Raw genomic sequence first — 24374 nt, 5'->3', positions numbered from 1 at the left:
TGTTGGAGGCGGCATCGCGTTGCGCGCAGGCAACGGCAGAGATGATGGACAGCTTTGTTTTTGAGCGCGAAGGCACGGAAGCGAGCACGTCCGCGTGACAATCTAGGCAGAACTAACAATGGTTTTCACATCGACGACAGAGAGATTGCGCTAATGTTGCGTTCGCGGAAGAAATGCTCATTGTACCTCTGGTTGTGTGGAGATGATCGATAAGGATCAAGAGGTCACGATCCGGGCATGTCAGGCAGCGTGATCTCGGGATCGAACTTCCGCGCGACCGGGAAAGAGAAACTGGACCCGGCGCTGAGCGTTGGCAGGAGATTGAGTGGCAATGAACAAGATGGTCGAACGGAGCGTCAGGGATACAAAGGATATGTTGCCCGTTGCCAGTCCGGTTCAGCAGGACGACCATCCGCAGAGCCTGTTCCTGGATCCCGACGTAGGCGATCTCCAGTCAGGATCGCGTCTGCGCGGCGCGATACTGGAGTATTCGGGGCGTGGGATTTCGGGTTGGATTGTCGATGCCCAGTCGCCCGCTTCAACCGTTTCGATCGCGCTTTTTGTCGGTTCCCACTGTGTCGAGGAGGGGCGGACGGGCCGATCTATGCCGGCCCGCGTAGGTCCGCGGAGCGTGATCGGACGTCCCGGATTTCGTATCGATCTATCCGCGCCGGGAGTGCGCCGTCGCTTGGCGCGCGCCCTGAGAAACGCGCTTGTGGAGCCTAAGCGTGCGCAGATCTATCTGCGTATCAGCCTGAATGATGGCGAGTACTACGAAATACCCCTGTTCGAGAACTATACGCCAGGCGAATTGATCGTCGCGCTGGGGTTCTCGACCGCGGACTACGACGACCTGTTGTTTCCGAGCAACAACAGGATCGTTGCTGGACTGGCGGACGCGCCTCCCAAGGAGGTGCGCTACATTTGCTTCTACCTCCCGCAATTCCATTCATTTGATGAAAATGACAGGTGGTGGGGGCCAGGGTTTACCGAGTGGACCAACGTCGCGCGCATGCGTGCCCAGTTTCCGGCACACGAGTCCCCATGGTTGCCGGCCGATCTTGGATTCTATGACGTCCGGCTGCCGGAAACGCGTCGTCAGCAGGGCGAGCTTGCGCGCCAGTACGGCATCGATGGATTTTGCTACTACGTCTATTGGTTCCAGGGCCGAAGGTTATTGGAAAAGCCGCTTCAGCTGCTGCTCGAGGACGGCGAGCCGAACCTGCCTTTCTGCATTTGCTGGGCAAACGAGAATTGGTCTCGTCGGTGGGACGGCTCGGACGCTGAGCTTCTGTTGGGACAAAACCACTCCCTGGACGACGATGTCCGCTTTATCGACGACATGGCCGACCTGCTGCTCGATGAGCGCTACATAACTGTCGACGGTCGAAAGGTCATCGTCATCTACAGGCCGTCATTGTTGCCGGACAAGCAGCGCTTGTTCGAGATTTGGCGCGAGCGAGCCAGAGAACTCGGAATCGGCGAGCTTCTCATTTGCAATGCGATGACGTTCGGAGAGTTCGATCCGCGCGACGTCAATTGCGACGCGGCAATCGAGTTTCCTCCGCACACGGTCTCGACAAGGGAGGTGCCGCCGACCGAAGTCGATGCACCGCCGACCTTCGCTGGAAAGGTGTACGACTATGTCGACGCCATGCGATCGTCGATCGGCAAGATCTACGACTTCCCGTTCTTTCCTGCGGTGATGCCGCGTTGGGACAATACGCCTCGCAAGGGGCCGCGCGGTCACGTCTTTACCAGGTCCAGTCCGGAGGCGTTTGAGGTTTGGCTTCGCGATGCAACCCTGCGTGCCAAGGGCAACAGCTTTTCCGAATCATTGGTGTTTATCAATTCCTGGAACGAGTGGGCGGAAGGTGCGCATCTCGAGCCGGATTCGCGCCATGGACGGGCGTTTCTCGAGGTCGTGCGAAGGGTCGCTTCGGCTGAGCCCATTTCGGCCCAGATTCGAAATAGCCCGGATTTGCTGGATTGCCTGAGTAGGCAGGAGCTTGAGTGGGCGGTAAAAGAAGCCTCGACGCATGTCGAAGTGCTCGCAAGCCTGCACCGGTCGGGCCTCACCAATTCGGGGGTGCAGCGCGTAAGAAGCGGCACGCCAGTGGAGGCAGAAGGCGCGTCCGGTAATCCGGCAGGTTCGTTGCTGGTGATCGAGAACATCAATTCTCAAACCGGCGAACGGGTGATTGTCGATGCGCGCTATGAGATATTGGTGCGGGGATGGATTTGCGCGGGCAACGCCTTTGAGGCCAGCCGACAGAGAACGGGATTCCTGGTCCTGTCGGGGCTTACTCCGGATGGCGCAGCAAACGGCGGCTATTGCCTGATCGTAGATTGGCACGAGCGCGTGGACGTGAAGGAGTATATGAAGGCCGAGAGCAAGGACTGCTATTTCGGTTTCCAGCTGTCCTTCTCGATTCGAGATTTGCCGGATGGTGAATATCAACTCGCGGTTCTGGAGGTCGGCGACGGGACTAGTGCACTCGTGCGGTCTCGCCACTCGATCATCGTGAGACGTTGAGGTCGCCACCAATGCTCGCAAGTGTTGTCATCGCGTGCTACAAGCATGAGCAGTATCTTGAGGAATGCCTTGAGACTGTCTATCAACAGACGTTTGCCGACATCGAGCTCGTCATCGTAGACGACAATTCGCCGGACAAGAGTTTTGAAGTCGCGCAGAGGGTCCTCAAGAAGAGGTCGTTCGGAAAGCGCTTTGTTTCCTGCAAGCTGCTCAAGAACCCTCAAAATCTTGGCGCCCACTACACCTGGAACAGGGCATTATCGCTGACGAACGGCGACATGATTTTCCTTTTGAATTCGGACGATGCCTTTTCCAAGGAACGGGTTCGGCTGTTCGCGGATAAGCATGCCAATGATCGGCTGTTCTTCGGCTTCTCGGCGGTTGAGCCAATCGACGAACATGGAAAGTCGATCAGCAACTTCCAGTTTCCAACGCGCCTGCGCTATGCGATCGATCGGGCCCAGATCGCAGGTGCGCCGTTGTCATGGACATTTCTGGATTCTCAGATCGCGGCATCGACCGGAAACTTTGTCTTCAGCCGTGAACTGCTGCGGCAGGTGGGTTGGCTTGCCGATCTCAAATACTGCCATGACTGGGACTTTGCGTTGCGCGCGGTAACCAAGGTCGAGCCGACCTATCTCGAGACCGACCGCTATCTGTACCGACTTCATTCAACCAACAGTTTCCGAAGTCTGAGCAAGGTGGCAGAGAGCGAGACAAAGGCTTGCATGATGTCGTATTGCCTGAATGCAATCGCGTCACGGCCTCAGAACAAGACCTGCCTCAGTCCGTCGAATTTCGGCGATTCATTCTATGACTTCGTGAAGCTGCACCCGAACTTCAACTATTGGGTGAAGCAGATCTACGCGCCCTATCATGTAGAACACCGGACGGTGGAGTCGAACGATCGGACCCGGCCGGTTCGCTGGCGCTGATCGAGCAATGCAAGGCCAGCCTTGTCCGTTCCGACACAATCGGAACGGGGCCTTGATTGGGATGGAGACCGAGCGATTGCTTCATCGCTTCGTCGGCTGGGAGCCTGGCGTCCGATCGAATTGCGCCGACGAGAGGTCTGGAGCGTGCCGCAGCCGCAGCAGGGTGCTGGAACTCAAAAAAGCTGAACGCGCCGGGCGGGAGGCTTGCGGATAACGATGTCAAAAGCATCGTTCTTGTAAGCCCGAACGACTGGCGGACTGCTTCATTCCCGTCGTCCATCGGCGATCTCCGATCGTTCCGGTCCCGTGACGCGGTTTTCGTGCAAATGACGTCGAGCCCCTTGCTCTATTGTATTGATTTTCCTCGAAATAACCTTACAAGAGTTAATTGTGAGCACTGCGTGTTATAGCCTTATTCTTGTAGGATATGTGCGCTAATAGGGAATTCGTGGTGCGAACCAATGTTAATAGCTTGTTGATCTCGTGGAGCGGCTCAGGTTGGACATGGAAATTCCAGCATTGTCTAGTTTCAGCTCAGGCGTGAATCTCGATACGCTTCCAGCAAGTGAGATCGAGACAAGGCTTAGAGATTTCTTTTCCGGGCGGATCGCAAATCCGAAGCCCGACGAGCTGATCCAATCGGTCAAGCAGTTGGAGCAGCAATTCGGTGATTACAAGGAATTCCAGTTTGCAAAGGCGGCGGCGCTTGTGCAGGCATGCGATTTCGCGGGAGCGCGTGGAATCCTTCTCGACCTCGTCAAGCAGATGCCATCCGACTCGCGGGTGTTGCATCGCCTGGCAATCGCGGCCCTCAATATGGGGTCCGCCCATGAAGCGCAGGATGTCTATCTTGCCGCGCTCATTGCGGCCCCGAAAAGTGAAAATCTGCGGCGAGAGTTTGCCGGCCTCCTGCGCGTGATGGAGGCCAAGAAGCTCTACGCCGGGGTCGATCGGAAGAAGCACGGCTTGGCGGTGGTGTGCGCCATCAAGAACGAAGGCGACGATCTGCTGGAATGGCTACACTTCCACAAACTGGTCGGCGTTGATCACTTCTACCTCTACGACAACGGCAGCACTGATGATACTCGTGCCGTGATCGAGTCCTTCCCGTGGCCGGAAATGATCACCTATCATTTCGTGGAAGGGGAATTCGGCCAGATGCGCGCGTTCTCGCATGCGATCGACAGCTACCGCAATTGTGCCGAATGGTGCGCCTTCATCGATGCCGATGAGTATCTGTTTCCGACGCAGGCCGGCAACATCAAGGACGTCTTGACCGAGCTCGGGCCGGCGCCGGCGGTGGCGGTGCATTGGTTGAACTTTGGGTCGAATGGTCACGACGCGAGGCCGGCCGGTCTGTGCATCGAATCTTTCACGCGTCGTGCTCCGGACGATTTCCCGGATCATTTCATCATGAAGTCAATCGTGCGGCCTGACACCATCGTGTCCTATCTGCATCCCCATCAATCGCTTGTCTTGGGTTGCTACGTTCACGAGGACGGCGCGCCTGTCTTCCCGATCGGCGGGCGCTGCACTGCTCCGAAGCGGAACAAGCTCGTGATCAATCACTACTACACGAAGTCGCGGCAGCAATTGCTGAAGAAGCGTGAGCGGGGCAGGCCGCTCGGCGATGGAGATCCTGAAAAGATCCGCGCAATGGAATTCTTCACGTTGCGCGATCGCAACGATGTCGAAGACGCCACGATCCAGAGGTTTCTTCCGGAGCTGAAGAAACTGGTTCAGGGCTGAATTCAAGGGAACAGCGATGTCCTCGCTGGAGGAGGGCGCGCCAGGCGGCGCGCCCGATCGTGTGCTTGAAGTGATTCTTGATCGCCGCGATCGGCTACTCTGGCCGCAGCGATCGGCTACAGCGGTTCCAGCCGGTATTTCGCAAGCAACTGCTGTGCGGCGACGAGATCAATCTCTGCCGGCCTTTGGAAGATCGACATGTTGTTGGCGCGCGCGATTTCGCGAGCGACCGTCCGCACCGAATGGTAGTGGGGACGATTCTCGAAGTCGTGAATTGCGATGAAGGCTCCCGGTGCGGCGTGAAGCACGCACTGTACGAAGCAAGCCACGCGAAACCGGCCGTCAACGAAATACAGGTCGGCGGTCTTGCTTTCCGGACGCTCCCAGACACGTTCGTGATACTCGGGCCACGAGCGCTCCTTGTCCTTTTCCACGGGATAACCCCACTCGCGCAGCTTGCCGATATCGACGTGCAGCAGCAAAGGCTTGGTGCTCGCGTCGCCCGTGGCGTCGGCAACGTTGGCGAGCCATTCAGCGGAGGAATCGATGGAAATGACCCACTCCTTCTTGGTTTGACAGGCCAGCCAAGTGCTTCCTCCCGAGCCAAATTCCAGATACCGCGTCGAGAGGTCCACGAAACTTTTGAACAGTGTCAGTTCCTGACCGTCCATTGCGATGTTCATGACGGGATTCCGTGGTTTCTCGAGTTGTTGTCTGGCGGGTGGCTGCCAATCCACCGTCGGAAGGCGGTCGCGGCTCGTCAAGCAGCGATGATATCTGGTTGAGTCGTCATCGCGCTTCTCGACGTCCTGTTGGCGGCCATCCACGCCGGTGATTGGAAAGATCGGCGACTACTGGTTCAGGCCGACGCGCTCCACCTTGTAGCCGCCCTCCAGGATGGCGCGCCACCAGGGTTGCTCGTCGACATACCAGCGCACGGTCTTGGCGATGCCGGTCTCGAAATTCTCCTCGGCGCGCCAGCCGAGCTCGGTTTCGAGCTTGGTGGCGTCGATGGCATAGCGGCGGTCGTGGCCGGGCCGGTCGGCGACGAAATTGATCAGCTGGCGGCGCGGGCCTGCCGCGGCCGGCACGACCTCGTCGAGCAGGTCGCAGATGCTCTCGACCACGTGCAGGTTGGTGCGCTCGTTGCGGCCGCCGACATTGTAGGTCTCGCCGACCTCGCCGCGCTCCAGCACCAGCGTCAGCGCCTTGGCGTGATCCTCGACGAACAGCCAGTCGCGGATGTTCTTGCCGTCGCCATAGACCGGCAGTGGCTCGCCGGCGAGCCCCTTGATGATCATGTGCGGGATCAGCTTTTCGGGGAAGTGATAGGGGCCGTAATTGTTGGAGCAGTTGGTCACCAGGGTCGGCAGCTCGTAGGTCTCGCGCCAGGCCCGCACCAGGTGATCGGACGATGCCTTGCTGGCCGAATAGGGCGAGTTCGGCGCATATGCCGTGGTCTCGGTGAACAGCCCTTCGTCGCCGAGCGAACCGAACACCTCGTCGGTCGAGATATGCAGGAAGCGGAACCGGTCGCGCTTCTCGGGCGAGAGCGAACGCCAGTGGCGCAGCGTCTCCTGCAGGATCGTGAAGGTGCCGACGATGTTGGTCTGGATGAATTCGCCGGGGCCGTCGATCGAGCGGTCGACATGGCTTTCCGCGGCAAGGTTCATCACCGCATCGGGCTGATATTTCTCGAACAGCCGGCGCAGGTTCTGCGCCTCGCAGATGCAGGCCTTCTCGAAGGTGTAGTTCAGGCTTTCGGCGGCACGGGGCAGCGAGGCCAGGTTTGCCGCATAGGTCAGCTTGTCGATGTTGACGACGCGGGCGTGGGTGTCGCGCAGCAGGTGGCGGACCACGGCGGAGCCGATGAAGCCGGCGCCGCCGGTGACGAAGATCGTCGATCCCTTAAACCGCATGTTTGAATACCTCCGCCGCGCGCGGCTCGCCGTGGAATGAGCGGTAGACCGACAGCAGGTACTCGCCGTAGCTGCTCTTGGCGGTCTTCTGTGCGACCCTCGCGAACGCCTCGAGCGAGATGTAGCCCTGGCGCAGCGCGATCTCCTCGGGGCAGGCGATGCGCAGGCCCTGGCGCTGCTCCAGGATCTGGACGAAATGGCTGGCCTCGACCAGCGAGGAATGGGTGCCGGTGTCGAGCCAGGCAAAGCCGCGGCCGAGCACCTCGACATAGAGGTCGCCGCGTTCGAGATAGGCCTTGTTGACGTCGGTGATCTCGATCTCGCCGCGCGGGGATGGCCTGATACCGGCCGCTATGTCGACCACATCATTGTCGTAGAAGTAGAGGCCGGTGACCGCGACGTTGGATTTCGGCCGCTTCGGCTTCTCCTCGATCGAGAGCGCCCGGCCGGTGCCGTCCAGCTCGATCACGCCGTACTGTTCAGGCGCGTTCACGACATAGCCGAACACGGTGGCGCCTTTCTTGCGGATCGAGGCGGACGACAGCATGCTCGGCAGGCCGTGGCCATAGAAAATGTTATCCCCTAACACAAGGGCAACGGAGTCATCACCGATGAAGTCGCGTCCGACGATGAAGGCGTCGGCAAGACCCCGCGGGGTCTCCTGCGTGGCATAGGCGAACCGGACACCCATCTCGCTGCCATCGCCAAGCAAGCGCTGGAACAGCGGCTTGTCCTGCGGCGTGGAAATGATCAGGATATCGCGGATTCCGCCCAGCATCAGCGTCGACAGCGGATAGTAGATCATCGGCTTGTCGAACACGGGCAGCAGTTGCTTGGAGACGACTGTCGTCACCGGATAGAGGCGCGAGCCGGTGCCACCGGCAAGGATAATGCCTTTCATGGTCCCTCACAATTTGACTATCAGAACATAACATATAGCGTGCGCTGCACAAGTTTGTTATGAGAAGGAAATTAACATTTCAAGCACGTCAAACTGGAACAAATGTTAGATGAACGTCATCAAGACCGAGCTTCCTGAAGTCCTGATCGTCGAGCCGAAGCTGTTCGGCGACCAGCGCGGCTTCTTCCTCGAGACCTACCAGTCTCCGCGTTATTTCGAGCACGGCATCACGCGTCCGTTCGTGCAGGACAACATGTCCCGCTCGGCCTATGGCGTGCTGCGCGGGCTGCATCTGCAAAACCCGGTCACCCAGGGCAAACTCGTCTCCGTGCTGCGCGGCAAGGTGCTGGACGTTGCCGTCGACGTGCGCGTCGGCAGTCCGAATTTCGGCAAGCATGTCGCGGTCGAATTGAGCGAGGAGAACCGCCGGCAATTATGGGTGCCGCGCGGCTTCGCCCACGGCTTCGTGGTGCTCTCGGAGACCGCCGACTTCTTCTACAAATGCGATGATTTCTACAGTCCCAAGGACGAGCTCTCGATCCGGTGGAATGATCCAGCGATCGGGATCAAGTGGGGCGTCGACAAGCCACAGCTGTCGGCCAAGGATGCGGACGCGCCGCTCCTTGCCGACGCCAGCAACCTTCCGACCTATGGACAAATCTGATGCGGATCTTGTTGACGGGAACACGCGGCCAGGTTGGCAGTGCGCTCAAGCCTTTGCTGGAGAGCCACGGCACGATCATCGCGCCGCCCACCGCGGAGTTCGATCTGTCGAAGCCGGAGATGCTGACGAGCCAGCTTGAGAGTCTGAAGCCCGATCTCATCATCAATCCGGCGGCCTATACCGCCGTCGATCGCGCCGAGGACGAGCGTGAGCTGGCGTTCCTGGTCAACGCGAAGGGACCTGAAGCGATCGCCAAATGGGCTGCAACGAACGGCGTGCCGCTGGTGCATTTCTCCACGGACTACGTCTTCAATGGTTCTGGCGACAGGCCGTGGCGCGAGGACAGCCCGACCGAACCGCTGTCGGTCTACGGCGCCAGCAAGCTTGCCGGCGATGTCGCGATCCAGGCGGCGGGCGGGGCGCATCTGATCGCGCGCACCTCATGGGTTTATGCCGCAAAGGGCACGAATTTCCTGCGCACCATTGCGCGGCTCGCCGGTGAGCGTAAGGAGCTGGGGATCGTGGCCGATCAGATCGGTGCGCCGACCACGGCATCAGCGATCGCCGGTGCGGTCGCCGGCATCGTCCTGCCGAACCTCACCACGTTGCACGATCAGCTCGCGCGCCGGGGCGGTGTCGTCAATCTCGTCTGCGCCGGCGAAACCAGCTGGCACGGCTTCGCAACCGCCATTGTCGGCGGGCTGAGGTCCCGCGGGGTCACGCTGGCGGTCGAGAACATCGCTCCGATCGCAGCAGCCGATTTTCCGACCAAGGCGGTGCGTCCGGGCAATTCGCGGCTGGATCTGTCGCGGCTGAAGGCGCAGTTCGGCGTGGCGATGCCGACCTGGCAGGAAGCGCTGGCGCGCGAACTGGATGCGTTTGTCCAGCTCGGCGCGCCCGCCCACGCTTAGGGCCGCTTCGGAAGCGGATGCCGGTGCGCGTGAAGAAAACGCGTCAGACAAGAAAAGAGCCTTGGTTCTGATTTGATCAGAACCAAGGCTCCAGGATTGAACGGGCCGGCGGCTATCGTTGCCAGGCGCGAGCGCTCAGCGCGGCCGACCGATGCTGTCGTAGGTGAAGCCGTGCGCGGCCATCTCGTCCGGACGGTAGATGTTGCGCAGGTCGACGACGACCGGATGCTTCATCTCCTGCTTGATGCGCTTGAGATCGAGCGCGCGGAACTGGCGCCACTCGGTCACGATCACCAGCGCATCGGCCTGGCGCGCGCATTCATAGGCATCCTTGCAGTACTCGATCTCAGGCAATTCCTTGCGCGCCTGCTCCATGCCAATGGGATCGTAGGCACGAACCTTGGCGCCGAAGTCGATCAGGCCGTTGATCAGCGGGATCGAGGGCGCCTCGCGCATGTCGTCCGTGTCGGGCTTGAAGGTCAGGCCGAGCACGCCGATGGTCTTGCCGCGCAGCTCGCCGCCGAGCACGTTGGCGACCTTGCGCGCCATCGCGCGCTTGCGGTTGTCGTTCGCGGTCAGCGTGGCCTCGACGATTTTCAGCTGGACGTCGTGGTCGAGCGCGGTCTTGAACAGCGCACGGGTGTCCTTCGGGAAGCAGGAACCGCCATAGCCGGCGCCGGCATGCAGGAACTTGGTTCCAATCCGGTTGTCGAGCCCGATGCCGCGCGCGACCTCCTGCACGTTCGCCCCGACCCTCTCGGAGAGATCGGCGATCTCGTTGATGAAGGTGATCTTGGTGGCAAGGAAGGCATTCGCGGCGTATTTGATCAATTCCGCCGTGCGTCGCGCGGTATAGAGGATCGGCGCCTGGTTCAGATAGAGCGGACGATAGACTTCGCCCATCACCCTCTTGGCCCGGTCGTCCTCGGTGCCGACGACGATGCGGTCGGGATGGCGGAAATCCTGGATTGCGGCGCCTTCGCGGAGGAATTCGGGGTTCGACGCAACGGCGAAATCGGCGTCGGGATTGGTTTCGCGGATCAGGCGTTCAACCTCGTCGCCGGTGCCCACGGGCACGGTCGACTTGGTCACCACCACGGTGAACTTCTTGAGCGCCGCGCCGATCTCCTTGGCAGCAGCATAGACGTAGCTCAGGTCCGCATGGCCGTCGCCGCGCCGCGAGGGCGTTCCGACAGCGATGAACACGGCATCGGCGTCCGCGACGGCGCCCGCGAGCTCCGTCGTGAAGGTCAGCCGTCCAGCCGCGGCGTTGGTGTCGACGAGCTTATCGAGGTCAGTTTCGTAGATCGGGATCTTGCCGCGCTTCAGGGCTTCGATCTTGCCGGCGTCCTTGTCGACGCAAACGACCTGATGGCCGAAATCGGCAAAACACGCTCCGGACACGAGACCTACATATCCCGTTCCAACCATTGCAATCTTCATGAATCCGCTCGTCGATCAGTGTGGAGAGGAGGAGTTAGCACTAGCACAATTGGCGCCGACAACGCCAAGTTTTATAACGCATAGTTTGTGTTGGAGGTCGGCGGCTTTTTGTGCAAACGGTGATCGCCCCAGTGCAGCTGAGCGCCCGCTAGTCACCTCGGGCGCACCATGGACACATTCTCAACTTGAAATCGACCGACATTCGAGCTGCCGTTTGAGGGTGGACATGAGCATGAAGACGATTAGCAAGCAGAAGCCCTCAGGAGCTGAATACGCGTCGTTGCAAACGCGGTTCTCCAGATCCGATCACACGACGTTTTCCGGGTTTGTCTATGATCGCGCCGATCTCGGCCGGCGTTACACTGTCGACCTGCTCGTCGACGGCGAGCCATACATGTCATCATTGTGTGACGAGTTCGTAACAGAGCTTGCCGACGCCGGGATCGGCGACGCTCGATTTGGCTTTACGTTCAACGTGCAGGATCAGGTCAGCGCGAACGCCGGGATCATTGAGGCAAGGCTGGCAAATATCGGCAGTCCCGTCGGTGCTCCGATTCGTTGCGATGTCGCTGCGCCGGAAGCGCGGTGGCACCGGATCGGCGATATCGAGTGGGTCGGAGGTCTGCGCTTCGAAGGCTGGCTTGCTCAGGACATCGACGAGGACATCGAAATCCTGATCGCGCAACGCCCGGTGATGACCGTGAAGCCGACCGGGTGGACTAACGTTGCGCGGGGCGGCGAGTTCGGCGTCGGCCGCCGGATCGATTTTCATCTGCCCGAGCATTTTGCGGACGGTCGCATGCGCGGACTATCCGCGCGGACGATTTCGGGACGGAGTCTGATCTCGGAGCCGATTTCCTTTGTCGCTTTCGATCGCGGATTGGAGCAAACGCTCGCGGATCTCGGGCGCTGGGATAGCGAGCGGCTTCGTGGAGAGCTGTTCGACCGGGTGCTGCCGGCCTCGATGCCGTTTCACGCCTATCGCGGCTGGAAAGAGCGCTTCTCGCCGACGACACAATCTGAACAGTCTGATGTTGCATCCGAGGCGGCAGTCGTCCTGATCGGCGATGTCAGGGTGGACGAGAGCATCGAAAGCCTCGAAGCCCAACGGCACTCCGCCTGGTCGGCGGTGTCCCTGCCGGCGCGAGCGTTCAGTCAATTCGACCCGAAGGCAGCGCGCGAGTTTGTCGAGGGCGATGCCGCCGGCAGTGCGTTCTTTGTGTTTTGTCTGAGCGGAACGATCCTCGCGGAAGACGCCTTGCAGCGCTTCGCCGATCTCTTCGCGTCCGAGCCCGGCTGCGATCTCGTCTATGGCGACGTCGAGGTCGCTGCAGGCGCCGGCGCAGTCTGGCCGCTGGCGTTCTCCGCATTCGATCTCGAGCGCGCGCTCGAGCAGGGCTATGGGGCGTATTGTTTTGCAGTGCGCCGGGAGCGTGCCGTGGAAGCGCTGCGATCGGCGACGTCGCTCTACGACATCTTCCTTTGCTGCGCGGAGCCGGATCGAACCTATCATCTTCCGGGATCGATTGCGGCATTGCCGCGGATTGATGCATCGGCCGCAACCTCCGAACTGGTCGCCGCGAGCAAGGCGTATTTTGCCAGAGCCGGCATCGAGGCCAATGTCGAGCCTCGGAAAGCGGGTCTTCTTCCGGCTGTTCAGGTCAAGCGCGCCGTCGATTGGAGCGAGCGCACCACCATCATCATCCCGACCAGAAATCGCGCCGAGCTGCTCAAGCGATGCATCGAGACGGTCATGCCGGCGGCAAATGAGACGAACGCCCGGATCCTTGTCGTCGACAACAGCTCGACCGAGCCGGAAACGCTGGACTATCTGGACAGCCTGTCGGCGCAGGAAATCGACGTCATCTCGGTCGAGGGGCCCTTCAACTTCGCATTCATCAACAACGCCGCCGTCGCTTGCGTCGACACGGAGAACATCTGCTTTCTCAACAATGACGTCGAGGCGCTCGACGACAGTTGGTTGGCGGAGATGCTGTGGCGGCTCGCGGCTCCCGACGTCGGAGCCGTCGGTGCAAAGCTGCTCTGGCCGAGCAGCGTCGTGCAGCACGGCGGAGTGGTGCTGGGAGCCAATTTCTCGGCCGCGCACGCCTTCAACGACCGGATGGATGGTGATCCCGGCTATGGCGATTTGCTTCAGGTGGCGCACGAATGTTCGGCGGTGACGGGGGCGTGCCTCCTGATGCGCAAGCGCGATTTCGTGGCCGTCGGCGGCATGGACGAGATCCGCTTTCCGATCAGCTTCAACGATATCGATTTGTGCCTGAAGCTGCGCCAGCTCGGAAAGCGGATCGTGTTCACGCCGGACGCGAAACTCGTTCATCTGGAATCGGCAAGCCGCGGTCGCGATTCCGCGCCGGATCGCAGGGCACGCTTCAGGCGCGAGCTGTCGATCCTGCGCGCGAAATGGGGCGAGGTGCTGCTCGACGATCCCTATTACAGCCCACTGCTGGGGCTGGATTCGACGCCGTTCTCCTCGCTTGCATGGCCGCCGCGATCATGGAAGCCGCGTGCCAACCTGCCGCCGGTGTCGACCGCTCCTCCGATCGGGTTGTAGCAGGACGTCATCGACCGCCCAGTCGCGTACGGCAGCAATCGTTGCATCGGCATCAAAGCCTGGCTGCAGCTGCAGGTCCGTGCTTCGGCCACGTCCCGGACGAGTTGGGCTCCATTCCGTCACGGCGATCGGCAGGCCGGTTGCCAGCAGCGCGTCCACCAACGGATGGCCAAACGCCGGTTTGCCGATGTCGAGAACCAATTTCGTGATGCCGTGACCTTCGATGAGCGTGGCGACGTCGTCGACGACAATATCGCCGGTGACGATGACATTGGTGCGCTGCATCAGCTTGAGATCGTCGAGGGTACTTCCCAGCACGATGATCTCGACGTCTTGGTCGGCGTCGGCCAGTTGATCGCTCAACGCTCGTATGAAGCGAAATTCCGCGGCGTTGGCGTGCAGGACCAGCAGGCCGAGACGCGCGGGGCCGCTCGCGGCGGGATACAGCGCCGGCGGCGCGGGCGGGTCGCTCAGCCTCACGGCTTGCAGGCCGAGAACCCCTTCCGAAAAGGCCGCGCCGTGGTCATCGATCGCAGTCACGCGCCGCGCCCCGGCGACCAGGCTTGCCCAGTCCGGATGAACGCCTGATCCAACCGCCGCGCGCGTTGCAAGCGCGGTGTCGGTGATCAGGAGGTCGTAGGCAAAGTGTTGCGTGAGCTGCGCCAGACATGCGCCGGGAATGCGGTTCGGCTCTGCGATTTCGAGCGATCGGATTCCGAGATCGGCGAGAGACTTCAGAAGAGCTTCGCGGCCCTCAGGCGTCGCAACGTCGAGTACGATCGACTGCGGCGCTCCGCCATCCGGATCGAACATCGCAGCCAGCTGGCGTTGTCCCTCGGAGCGGATCTGCACGACCACACCGTGCTGATCCTCTGCCGCCAACTGCCGGCAGCGCCTGATGGCAATTGCGCGGCCGGCGAACGAGCCGCACAGGATGACGGATGGGCCGATGGCGACCTGCTGGTTCGTGAGCAGCTTGAGCTCAAGCGCGGCCCGGCAATCGCGGAGCGGATCGGCAAGCAGGAATGCGGCGCAGTCCGTCGCATAGCGCCGGTAACGGTGTTCGAGAACGCGAAGATTTCGCATCACGAGCGAACGCTTCTCGCCCAGAAACGAGCGCGAACCCTCGTGTCCGACGAAAACCGAAGGAATGCAGACGTTGCGGAAGCCCGCCTCCGCCGCGCGCAGGCAGAAGTCGACGTCTTCGAGATAGCCGCGATAGAAGTCGTCGGAGAGCTCGCGCACGGCGTCGAGGCATTCGCGGGTAATGTAGAGGCAGAACCCGATGCCGTTGGGGATGTCGATGGCAATCCCGGAATTTGCCCTGCCTGCAAGTTCATCCAGCAATTCGATTTCGCCGGCCGCGGGCAGGGGATTTGACCGGTTCGGGACTGGAAAGCTGGTGTATTCGCCGTTGTTCGACAGCGGGGTCGCCGTGCCTACCCGCGGCGTCGCTTGCACGGCGCTGCGCAGGCGTTGCAGCGCGTATTTCGGCACGATCGTGTCCGAGTTCAGCAGCACGACGTCGCCGGCGCCGGTCTCGCCGAGCGCCCGGTTGACCGCGCCGACAAAGCCAAGATTGTGCTCGTTGGTCAGGAGCCTGATGCGGAATTCGGCGGCGAGCTCATTGAGCAGGTGCTTGATGTCGGGCTCGGGCGACGCATCATCCACGACGACGATGGTCGAGCCCGGCGTGCAGGCGAGCGCATTCAACGCGCTGTCGATGCAGGCTCGCGTTGCGGCCAGATCCCGGTATACCGGGATGATGATGGTGAGCGGAGGGGGTTCGCCGTTTCGAAGGCGAGCCGGCCGGCGTGGTGCGGTCCGATGATCCGGAACGCGGTTGGCCGGGAGTTGAACACTTGCGATCACCCGGTCCGCCTGCGTGATCTGCAGGCGCTGCGAGGTCGCGGATGCGGGCCGGATCAGACGGAAGCTCGCAGCCTGTCGCCCGTCACGCGCGAATCTGTGGCGTGGATCGGCGGGAAGCTGGATCGTGCTGGATTGATCCGCCTGCGCCAGCGAAAGGTGCGGGTCGTCCGGCCCGCGCCACGTCACCCATCCCTTCACCTCTTCATCGAGAAAGTCGATGCGGGCGCAGCTGTCCTGGCCGCTCTGTTCGAGCAGAAGGAGGGCGCTCCTGACCGAATCCGGATCGTCATCACGCCGCGTGACGCTTCGCGCCGCCTCGATCTGCTGAAGGTCGTCGCCCCAAGCCATCATTCGCCGGGCAGCGACCAGATCGTCCGGCTCGAGCTCGAGCGCCCTCGCCACGCTGGCGATGGCCGCATCCCTGAGATCGAGATGAAACAGCGCTTCCGCGCGCAGCAGATGGGCGCGAGCGCCCGGATGCGGCAGGATCCGGCAGCGGCGGTCGGCGAGCGCGAACGCCAGGCGGAAATCACGCGCCTCGAGCGCCCCGACAGCGGCCCGCTCGAGATCGACGTGGTGGTGGAGCGTTTTGGACGTAAAGGCGATCCTGCGCGCGTCGGCGGTCAAGTGGCGCCCTTATCTGCCCGCATGGTCAGCCTGCCGTCTTGACGGCGCCCTGCCGGCTCCGGAACACGCGCACCCGTCCCTCGAGGCGGGGTCCGTCCTGGTGCGGCATCGGAGCGGCGGGTTCGACGCGCCGTGGCTGCTGGGGCGCGAGCGGGGCTGCCTGCACCCGGCGCTCCTCGAGGTTGAGCTTGAGGCCCACCAGCGGTTCCCGTCCTGAGGGACCCGACACCACAATCCGGTTCCCGGTGACCCGCAGGGTCGGAGCCCCCAGGAAGATGGTTTCAGCCGCGATGGAGAAGCGATCCGCGCCGGGACCCGAGGCCTCCAGCGAGAACCCCGTGATGGCCAATGCGCGTCCCCGGGTTCCGGCAAAAGTTCCGAGAGGAACGAACTGGTTGTCGCCGCGCTGCGGCCTAGCGAACTTGACGGCATATTGCAGCTGGAGATCCCGCGGCTTGTTGGGCCATTCGAGGGAAATTCCCTCGATCCGGGCTGGCGCGGACGGTCCGGCAATCCAGACATTCGAGCCGACGGTCACGTCGCCCAGGCCCGCGACATGCGCGAGCAGCTTGAGATCGCTCAACTCGCCGGGGCCGGCCTCCGGCTCGAACATGTCGAATGGCTGGCTGGCCGGCTGCTGCTCAGCCGCCTGTCCCTGGGTCAGCGGCTCGATCTTGATATTGGCGGCGGTCGACCCGCCGACGCGCCCTGCCGTGACCTCGACGATCAGGCGGCTCGGTCGGGCGACCGACACGACCAGCGCGGTCTCGGGCGCGAACAGGGTTCCATTGACCACGTCCGGTCCGGTAATGATATTACAATTGTTAAGACTGGCGCGATCCGCGTATACGCGCACCACCGGAGGTGACACCTTATCATCTGCGCCATTGTATCGAACCAGGAAGAGACCCCGTGCCAGATCAATGGTTTTCTGCTGAATCTGTTCGTTCATTGTCCCCTGCGAGCCTAACGGAATGATTGATAAGTCTCCCGCAGTGTGCCCCAAAAATCTGTGTGATAGAAGGGGGCTTAATGTTAATCCGGTAAGATAGTTTTACTCGCCAATCGATGACATACCGCCGGTGATGATGCAGACCCTGACCCCAATCGAAGACCGCGCGGCCGGGGGGCGCGCTCGCCCGCCAATGAACGTCCTGTTCGTCCACAATAACTTTCCGGCCCAGTACCGCCACATTGCGCGCGCGCTCGCACAGCAGCCCGGCAACAGGGTCGTTGCCGTCGGTTCATTGACCGCCAGCACGACGCCGGATATCCGGCTGCTCAAATATTCGACGACCAAGACGGATTCCGCGGTCGTCCATCCGTTTGCCCGGCGCTTCGATGTCGAATCGCGGCGTGCCGAAGAGGTTCTGTATGCGCTGTCGTCGCTGTCGGGGCAGGGCTTCGTGCCCGACCTGATCTTCGCGCATCCCGGTTGGGGCGAGACGCTGCCGCTGCGCACGATGTTTCCGCGCGCGCGGATCATCCTCTATTGCGAATTCTACTACGGTGCCGAGGGCAGGGACGTCGGCTTCGATCCCGAGTTTCCCATGACGGGCCTTGATGGCAACGTCGCACTCCATCTGAAGAATGCGACCACGCTGCTGGCGCTCACGGAATGCGATACGGGCGTCTCGCCGACGCCCTGGCAGAGGTCGACCTTTCCCGCCGAGTTTCAGAGCAAGATCGAGGTGATCCACGAGGGCGTCGACACCGACGAGGTGAAGCCCAATCCCGTCGCGCGGTTTCAGCTTCCGAACGGCGCGACGCTGTCGGCGGACGACGAAGTGATCACCTACGTCTCGCGCAACCTCGAGCCGGTGCGCGGATTCCATATCTTCATGCGGTCCCTGCCGAGGATACTCGCCGCGCGGCCGAATGCGCAGGTCGTGATCGTCGGCGGCAGCGGGACATCCTACGGGGCGAATCCACCCAAGGGCTCGAGCTGGAAGTCGATGTTCCTCGACGAAATCAAGTCGGACATCGACCTGCGCCGGGTGCATTTCCTCGGCCGGATTCCTCGGGAACCGTATCTCGAGCTGCTGCAGATTTCCTCGGTGCACGTCTATCTGACCTATCCCTTCGTGCTGTCCTGGTCGCTGCTGGAGGCGATGAGCGCGGGATGTGCGGTGGTGGCATCCGACACCGCCCCGCTTCGCGATATCATCTCGGACGGCAACGGCCTGCTGGTGCCGTTTTTTGATATTGATGCGCTGTCGGATCAGGTACTGTCGGTGCTGTCACGGCCCAAGGCCTTCAAGAAGATGCGGATGAAGGCGCGCAGCTTCGTGCGGGACAATTACGACGCAAAGCGGGTCTGTCTGCCCCGGATGCTGACGCTCGTTGATGAAGGTGTCCTCCCGCGCACGTACGGGGGATAACGCCAGGAGTTTGCGATGCCGCTTGTCATCTCGGTTGCCCAGCGCAAGGGCGGAGTCGGAAAGACGACCCTTGCGGTCTTGCTCGCCGCAGAACTGGATCGGCGCACGGGCGTGGTCGGACTGGTCGACGCCGACTCGCAGGCGTCCGCGTGTCACTGGGCCGAGCCCGGCAATCTGTCGTTCCCCGTCTACCAGCTTGATCCGGAAACCCGGCCGGTTGCCGAATGGGCCAGGCTGATGCGCCAGATCCCGCATCAGATCATCGTGGTGGACTCCGCGCCGAACGATCGGGTGCTGGGCGCGGTGCTCGCGGTCGCCAATATCGTGCTGATGCCGTGCACGCCGTCCGGCCTTGACATCGAGGCCACCGCGCGGACGCTCGACATCGTGCGGGAAGTGCGTGCCACGCGGCGAACCGCGCTCCGTGCCATGATCGTGCCGAACCGCGTCGACCAGCGCACGCTCGAAGGCCAGCAGCTGATCGAGGAGCTTGATACGCTCGACGAGGAGATCGGGCCGATGATCGGCAGCCGCTCGGCCTATGTGCGCGCCGTCGCCTTGGGGCAATCGGTCGCCGATTTCGCCGGCGGGACGCCCGCGGATCTCGAGATCAAGATGCTCGCCGATCTCGTGATGAGCTGGTGCGGGATCGCGCCCAGGCAGCGGGTGGCGATTTAACAGAGCGCGCCGGCGGCTTCACGACAGGCCAACCATGCCGGCATGGGAACGAAAGAGTTCGGGCCGCAACCGGCCCTTGACCTGACGGCGGCGCCCCGCAGGCTTGGTTAACGGATTGCTCGCGCACACCCTCGCATTTGAAACAAATGCCGCCGCGCGCTTGAGCCCAAGCTCAAGACATTTCCCGTACATGCTTCCCGTCACTGTGGGGAGTGATGAATGTACAACGTCAAGAGAGTGATGGCCCTGGTTCTGGCCGTCCTTGCGCTCGGGACAAGCGCACAGAACACCCAGGCTGGAATGGTCGGCTTCCCGCTGCCGCTGCGCGGCGTGATCGAGAAGATCCGCTTCAGCGAGCCGACGCTGGCCCCGATGGCCTACACCATGTTCTGCATGCGCTATGCCGACGAGTGCAAGCCGAAAGCCCGCGTCCGGATGGTGTTCCGCGGCGGCGCCACACGCCTGACCAAGCAACGCATCGCCGACCTGATCGAGGTCAACGCATCGGTCAATCGCAGCATCGTGCCACAGCGCAACGAACGCGGCCTTGCCGGCGAGGAATGGGTGATCAATCCGGCGCGCGGCGATTGCAACGACTACGCGGTCAGCAAGCGCCACGAGCTCCTGGCGCGCGGCTGGCCGATGCGCGACCTTCTGCTGAGCGAGGTTGTGACCTCCTCCGGCGAGCATCATCTCGTGCTGGTGGTCCGCGCCAAGGGTGGAGACATCGTGCTCGACAATCTGAATGCGCAGATCCGCAGCTGGTCGCAGGCGCGTTATCGTTGGGTCAGGATGCAGACCCCCGCGAACCCCGACCACTGGGCTGGCGTCGCGCAGGCCGGCGCCTGAATTTCTGAACGAGCCCCATCGTTCGAAAATGGCGCAGCGAGACATTTCGCCGCGCCATTTTTCGTAGCAGCGACGATCGCCAGCGCGCCGCGGCGACATTGCCGGAACGATTGGAGGCATCGACGGTTGACCCCGGTTCAACCCATCGAGGCATCGACATGAAGCTGGCCGGCCTTGTCACAACAGCGACGCTGGTCGTCGCCCTAGCCACACCGGTGCTTGCACAGGGCACCGGGCAGACCACGCAGGGCACAACACGCTATTCGATCGATGGACCGGGCGGTGGTGTTCCGACATCGCGGCCGCAGGCGACCCAGCCGGTCCCGCCGGCAACACCGGCTTACCCCTATGGCAGAGCGTCGCGGCACGGGCCGCCGGTCGGTCAACGGACCAACGTGCCGCTGGGGTCGCGCTGACCGTCGCTTCGGCTGCAAATCCGTTCAGTCTTAACGCTATTCCCATCGTCATTTTGCCGCCTCGGACGGAATGTCGTACCGATGCGATCACTGCGCCGGTTGAGGCGCGGGATTGGTTCGCGCAGGGCGAAATTTTCAGATGGCGAGCAGGGGTTCAATCCTGATCACGGGTGGCGCGGGATACATCGGATCCCATTGCGCCAAGGCGGTTGCCGAGGCCGGATTTCTGCCGGTCGTCTACGACAATTTGTCCACCGGTCACCGTGATTTCGTGCGATGGGGGCCGCTCGTGATCGGCGACGTCGCCGACCACGACAAGATCGCCGCTACCATCCGAGAGCACAATGCGCTCGCCGTGATGCATTTCGCCGCGTTCAGTGCGGTCGGCGAGTCCGTGGCGGATCCGCAGAAATACTTCACCAATAACGTTGCCGGCACGCTCGGCCTGCTGCGCGGCATGCGGGAGGCGGGTTGCGACCGCCTGGTGTTCTCCAGCACCGGCGCGGTCTATGGCAACGCCGGCCGCGATCCAATTCCCGAGAGTGCCGCAGGTCCGACCGTCAATCCCTACGGCCGCTCCAAATTCATGATCGAGCAGATCCTGGCCGACTACCGCGCGGCCTATCGGTTCAACTCGGTCTGTCTGCGCTATTTCAATGCCTGCGGCGCCGACGCCTCCGTCACCATCGGCGAACTCCGCGATCCCGAGACGCATCTGATTCCGCGCGCGCTGATGGCGCTGCTGGGGCACGTGCCGGACTTTGCCATCTTCGGCGAAGGCTATGACACGCCTGACGGCACCGCGGTGCGCGACTACATCCATGTCGATGACCTCGCGAGCGCCCATATCGCGGCGCTCGAGCTGCTGCTGAGTGGCGACGCCGGCGGCGTGTTCAATCTCGGCACCGGCACCGGCTATTCGGTGCGCCAGGTGCTCGACGCGATCCGGGCCGAGACCGGTGAAGCGGTGCCGAGCGTGGTGCGCGAGCGCCGGGCCGGCGATCCGCCGATCCTGGTGGCCGATCCCTCCAGGTCGGAGCGCGGCCTCGGCTTCAAGGCCAGCCGGTCCGATCTCGGCTACATCATTCGCTCGGCCTGGGCCTGGCATCAGAAGGCGCATCCGCGCCGGCGGTAGAGCATGATCCGGAAAAGTGCGAAGCGGTTTTCCGACAAGATCATGCTCAAATAACGATCAAGCCGCGAGAGGCTCAGTTCAATGTGATGTAGTGCTGTTCGGCCAGCCGCGAGAGGAACGGCATGTCGACAAGGCTTGCCACCAGGAAGACGGCGACCAGCGCCAGCACGAGCAGCATCAGGCCACGCTCGCCATAGAGCTTCTCGGGTTTCTGCGCCGACGACCCCGGCGACGTCGACATCGAGAAGTAGGTGGTGAACAGCATCACCACCAGCGGCATCGCAAGGACATACTCGATGCGGTACTTCACCAGGAACACCGAGAGGAAGAACACCGAGAACAGCGAATAGCTGAGGCACGAGGCCGTCAGCGACACCTCGGTATAGTGCGCGAAGCTAGCGCGGTAGCGCGCCAGAAGCTCCTTGCCATGGGACGCGGCAATCTCGCGATATTCGGACAGCCGCTTGGCCGCCATCAGGAACGCGCCGCCAAACCAGTAGCACAGGATCACCGAGCCCGGCGGCAGCGAGGTCGGGTCGATCATCGCCCAGCCGATCAACAGCCGCAGCGGATTGTTGACGGATTCCGAGATGACGTCGAAATAGGCCTTGTCCTTGCTCCGGAGCGGCGGGACATTGTAGACGATGCCCTGCACGGCGAAGATGCCGGTTGCGAACAGCATCAGGCGGCTGCTCGCAGATGCGCAGACGAGGCCGAGCGCGACCAGCAGCAGCCACTCTAGCCCGATGATCTTGCCGTCCATCGCGCTCTGCACCGCGGAGCGCCGCGATTTGGTCGGGTGATGCCGGTCGAAGTCGCGGTCGAACCATTCATTGATCACATAATTGGCCGACGCGATGCAGATCGCGGCCACGAGGCCGAGGACGATCGCGCTTGCGATATGCTCGCCTCTCGGGCCACGCAACAGCCAGGCGAGGACAATCCCGGGAACGATGAAGATGTGCTTGGTGCTGTGATCGAGCCGCAGGATGGCGAGATACTGCCGGATGCTTGCGGCCGGCGGCTTGCCGGCTTCGACCTTGCTGTCCATCAGCGCCATCGCGCGGTCCTTTTTCTGTCGTCGTTGATCGATCGCCTAGTTGAGGAGGTAGACGTCGAAACTCTCGTCGGTCTTGGCGGGGCCGAAGCGGCGGAGCATCGTGGTCGCTTCGCGGAAATCGCGGATCTGCGCCGCTGAGGCACGGAACGTCCGCCAGTCCTTGCCTTCGTCGTAGTTCCGGTCGGGCGTGATCTCGTCGAGCCGGCAGGCCAGCAGGATGATGACGGGCGCGCGGGTCGTGTCGCGAAGCTCGCGGCCAAGGCGCAGGGTCTCGCCGAGATCGCTGTCCATCTTGCCCTTGCGCGAGAAGATCACGACGCTGCCGAATCTATGGTCGCGCGCGAGATAGATCCGGTTCTTGACGTAGTAGGGCAGCGCCTCGACCAGCCATTCCGGCTCGGCGAGGATCACTGCATCGGTGAGATCAGCGCGCGAGGCGATCAGGCGGCCGAGATCGGCGCTGCGGCTCGCGACCGCGCCGGTCACCGCGTTGCGCAAATCGTTGATGCCGGCGGCGGTCTGGATCGCCAGCACCAGCAGCAGCGACCCGCGTCCGATCGCCGGCAAGCGCCGGTCGAGCCATGCCCGAGAGCCGGATGGCGCGGTGACCCGGCTCCAGCCGATCCAGTAAAGCGCGATCAGGAAGCTCAGCCAGACCGCGGCATGTCGGTAGGCACCGTTGGCGGCGACGGCGAAGAACAACGACGTCAGCAACAGGGCGGCGATGGCGGCGAGGAAGGCCGGTCGCCGCGGCAAGAGCCCGAGCGTCGCGCCGAACAGCAGCACCGATCCCGCGATCGAAGGCAGCAGATTGGCAAACAGCGCGCCCAGCGACGTCGCGCCGGGGTTCACGAGGGACAGGATTGCCGCCGCCAGCGGTGACTCGTGCGACCAGTCCCGGGCCGCGGCGTCATTATAGGTCGGCAACATCGTCGCCGCGCAGATCACGACGCCAATCGTCGCGATCGTTGCATTGATCGCGAAATTGGTGAGTTGCGGCGACCAGCGCCAGTCACGGCTCCCTCGGGTCTCGAGCAGGTCGAGCAGCCAGAACAGCAGGAATGCGCCGGCCATGATCGCGCCGACGACGTTGGTGTTGGCGAGCAGGAACAGCAGTGCGCCGAGCAGCAGACCACGGTCGCGGTGGGCCCGATAGCAGGCCGCGATCGCGAACAGGAACAGGGCCGAGATGCCGTAGTTCCTGGCCATCACGACATACTCAAACAACAGCGCATGGCTCGTGATCAGCAGCAGGACCAACAGTCGTGGGAATGGTGACCGGAAGATCAGCAGTGCGACCGTGATGAGCCCGACCACGAAGGCGACGGCGGGCAGCACCTCGACCCGATCGAAGACGGCATGCGCGCCGCGCAGCAGAAGGTACCAGAGGGCGGGGTGGCCCTCGCCATGCAACCCTCTCAGCATGGCGACCGGATCGTCGCCGTTCAGGGCAATGGTGAGCGCCCGGACCTCGTCGCGCCACATCACGTGACGGCCGATCTGGAAGCCGACCAGCGCGACCCATCCCGCGAGGAGCAGGACGTCCGGCGAGGATCGGCGGTCCCGCTTGGGCGCGAACAACCACTGGTCCAGGATGGGCAGAGAACGGGTCAATGAATCCTGCTGCTGCTCGGATCGGGACGGTCAAACCGGGGCGTCATCTGCCGGCCTGGTGGTTTGTGTTAACAGTAAAATCCACATAGAATGTTGTAACATTATGGGC

Annotated in this window: 19 protein-coding genes; 11 read left to right on the top strand and 8 right to left on the bottom strand. The window is 62.4% G+C overall.

The genetic code is table 11. The annotated features are described in order from the left end of the window. The first annotated feature begins 331 nt into the window (after positions 1-331). From J2R80_RS36175 to J2R80_RS36165, 3 genes are all read left to right on the top strand, one after another. Positions 332-2536: a glycoside hydrolase family 99-like domain-containing protein gene (locus tag J2R80_RS36175; RefSeq protein WP_253640263.1), complete on the top strand. Its 2205-nt coding sequence runs from the start codon at positions 332-334 to the stop codon at positions 2534-2536. 11 nt (positions 2537-2547) lie between these two features. Continuing rightward, positions 2548-3471 carry a glycosyltransferase family 2 protein gene (locus J2R80_RS36170; protein WP_076833264.1) on the top strand — a complete coding sequence of 308 codons (924 nt, stop codon included), beginning with the start codon at positions 2548-2550 and terminating at the stop codon, positions 3469-3471. 504 nt (positions 3472-3975) lie between these two features. After that, the gene (locus tag J2R80_RS36165) at positions 3976-5220 is read left to right on the top strand and encodes a glycosyltransferase family 92 protein (protein WP_057020235.1); all 1245 of its coding nucleotides are present in this window, start codon (positions 3976-3978) and stop codon (positions 5218-5220) included. A gap of 116 nt (positions 5221-5336) precedes the next feature. Here J2R80_RS36165 and J2R80_RS36160 read toward each other — a convergent pair whose 3' ends face one another. The 3 genes from J2R80_RS36160 to rfbA form a co-directional block, all read right to left on the bottom strand. After that, on the bottom strand, positions 5337-5903 hold the full coding sequence (locus J2R80_RS36160; protein WP_225161215.1) for a hypothetical protein: 567 nt from the start codon (positions 5901-5903) through the stop codon (positions 5337-5339). A gap of 168 nt (positions 5904-6071) precedes the next feature. Next, positions 6072-7139 carry a dTDP-glucose 4,6-dehydratase gene (gene rfbB / locus J2R80_RS36155; protein WP_057020236.1) on the bottom strand — a complete coding sequence of 356 codons (1068 nt, stop codon included), beginning with the start codon at positions 7137-7139 and terminating at the stop codon, positions 6072-6074. Then, positions 7129-8040 (bottom strand): glucose-1-phosphate thymidylyltransferase RfbA, encoded by a 912-nt coding sequence (rfbA, locus tag J2R80_RS36150; RefSeq protein ID WP_018270712.1) that lies wholly within the window; start codon positions 8038-8040, stop codon positions 7129-7131. Before rfbA ends, rfbB begins: the two co-directional genes overlap by 11 nt. A 109-nt stretch (positions 8041-8149) precedes the next feature. Here rfbA and rfbC point away from each other — a divergent pair, with 109 nt between their 5' ends. Next, positions 8150-8704 (top strand): dTDP-4-dehydrorhamnose 3,5-epimerase, encoded by a 555-nt coding sequence (gene rfbC / locus J2R80_RS36145; RefSeq protein WP_141340786.1) that lies wholly within the window; start codon positions 8150-8152, stop codon positions 8702-8704. Beyond that, positions 8704-9615, top strand: a complete 912-nt coding sequence (gene rfbD, locus J2R80_RS36140; RefSeq protein ID WP_141340785.1) for a dTDP-4-dehydrorhamnose reductase — start codon at positions 8704-8706, stop codon at positions 9613-9615. The genes rfbC and rfbD overlap by 1 nt, the downstream gene beginning before the upstream one ends. A 135-nt stretch (positions 9616-9750) precedes the next feature. Here the strand turns inward: rfbD and J2R80_RS36135 are convergent, their stop codons facing one another. Next, complete coding sequence (locus J2R80_RS36135) at positions 9751-11058, bottom strand: UDP-glucose/GDP-mannose dehydrogenase family protein (RefSeq protein ID WP_057020237.1); 1308 nt, start codon at positions 11056-11058, stop codon at positions 9751-9753. Between J2R80_RS36135 and J2R80_RS36130 the strand changes: the two genes are divergently transcribed. Next, a complete protein-coding gene (locus tag J2R80_RS36130) occupies positions 11057-13633 on the top strand; it encodes a glycosyltransferase (RefSeq protein WP_253640262.1) in 2577 nt (858 codons plus the stop codon). The two genes, J2R80_RS36135 and J2R80_RS36130, sit on opposite strands and share 2 nt — an antisense overlap. Here J2R80_RS36130 and J2R80_RS36125 read toward each other — a convergent pair. After that, complete coding sequence (locus J2R80_RS36125; protein WP_253590474.1) at positions 13574-15505, bottom strand: glycosyltransferase; 1932 nt, start codon at positions 15503-15505, stop codon at positions 13574-13576. The two genes, J2R80_RS36130 and J2R80_RS36125, sit on opposite strands and share 60 nt — an antisense overlap. On the opposite strand from J2R80_RS36125, the gene J2R80_RS36120 reads away from it, so the two are divergent. Continuing rightward, complete coding sequence (locus J2R80_RS36120; RefSeq protein ID WP_253641120.1) at positions 15461-16174, top strand: hypothetical protein; 714 nt, start codon at positions 15461-15463, stop codon at positions 16172-16174. The genes J2R80_RS36125 and J2R80_RS36120 overlap by 45 nt on opposite strands. On the opposite strand, the gene J2R80_RS36115 is transcribed toward J2R80_RS36120, so the two are convergent. Beyond that, positions 16158-17084: a hypothetical protein gene (locus J2R80_RS36115; protein WP_246786735.1), complete on the bottom strand. Its 927-nt coding sequence runs from the start codon at positions 17082-17084 to the stop codon at positions 16158-16160. The two genes, J2R80_RS36120 and J2R80_RS36115, sit on opposite strands and share 17 nt — an antisense overlap. 193 nt (positions 17085-17277) lie before the next feature. On the opposite strand from J2R80_RS36115, the gene J2R80_RS36110 reads away from it, so the two are divergent. The 4 genes from J2R80_RS36110 to galE all read left to right on the top strand — a co-directional run bounded on the left by J2R80_RS36110 (position 17278) and on the right by galE (position 21591). Beyond that, positions 17278-18513 carry a glycosyltransferase family 4 protein gene (locus J2R80_RS36110; RefSeq protein WP_141340781.1) on the top strand — a complete coding sequence of 412 codons (1236 nt, stop codon included), beginning with the start codon at positions 17278-17280 and terminating at the stop codon, positions 18511-18513. Between the two features lie 15 nt (positions 18514-18528). Further along, a complete protein-coding gene (locus J2R80_RS36105; RefSeq protein ID WP_016841664.1) occupies positions 18529-19191 on the top strand; it encodes a ParA family protein in 663 nt (220 codons plus the stop codon). Positions 19192-19410: 219 nt separating this feature from the next. Beyond that, complete coding sequence (locus J2R80_RS36100; RefSeq protein ID WP_057020242.1) at positions 19411-20040, top strand: transglutaminase-like cysteine peptidase; 630 nt, start codon at positions 19411-19413, stop codon at positions 20038-20040. 555 nt (positions 20041-20595) lie between these two features. Further along, positions 20596-21591, top strand: coding sequence for a UDP-glucose 4-epimerase GalE (gene galE / locus J2R80_RS36095; RefSeq protein ID WP_141340780.1), 996 nt, complete (start codon positions 20596-20598; stop codon positions 21589-21591). Positions 21592-21664: 73 nt separating this feature from the next. Here the strand turns inward: galE and J2R80_RS36090 are convergent, their stop codons facing one another. Continuing rightward, positions 21665-22651, bottom strand: coding sequence for a UbiA family prenyltransferase (locus J2R80_RS36090; RefSeq protein ID WP_141340779.1), 987 nt, complete (start codon positions 22649-22651; stop codon positions 21665-21667). A 36-nt stretch (positions 22652-22687) separates the two neighbouring features. Next, positions 22688-24265 carry a hypothetical protein gene (locus J2R80_RS36085; protein ID WP_141340778.1) on the bottom strand — a complete coding sequence of 526 codons (1578 nt, stop codon included), beginning with the start codon at positions 24263-24265 and terminating at the stop codon, positions 22688-22690. Positions 24266-24374: the final 109 nt, after the last annotated feature.

The organism is Bradyrhizobium sp. USDA 4541, assembly GCF_024171085.1.
Taxonomy (GTDB): Bacteria; Pseudomonadota; Alphaproteobacteria; order Rhizobiales; family Xanthobacteraceae; genus Bradyrhizobium; species Bradyrhizobium australafricanum.
Note: the sequence above shows the minus strand (reverse complement) of the source record. Positions and strands in the feature narration are given on the sequence as shown.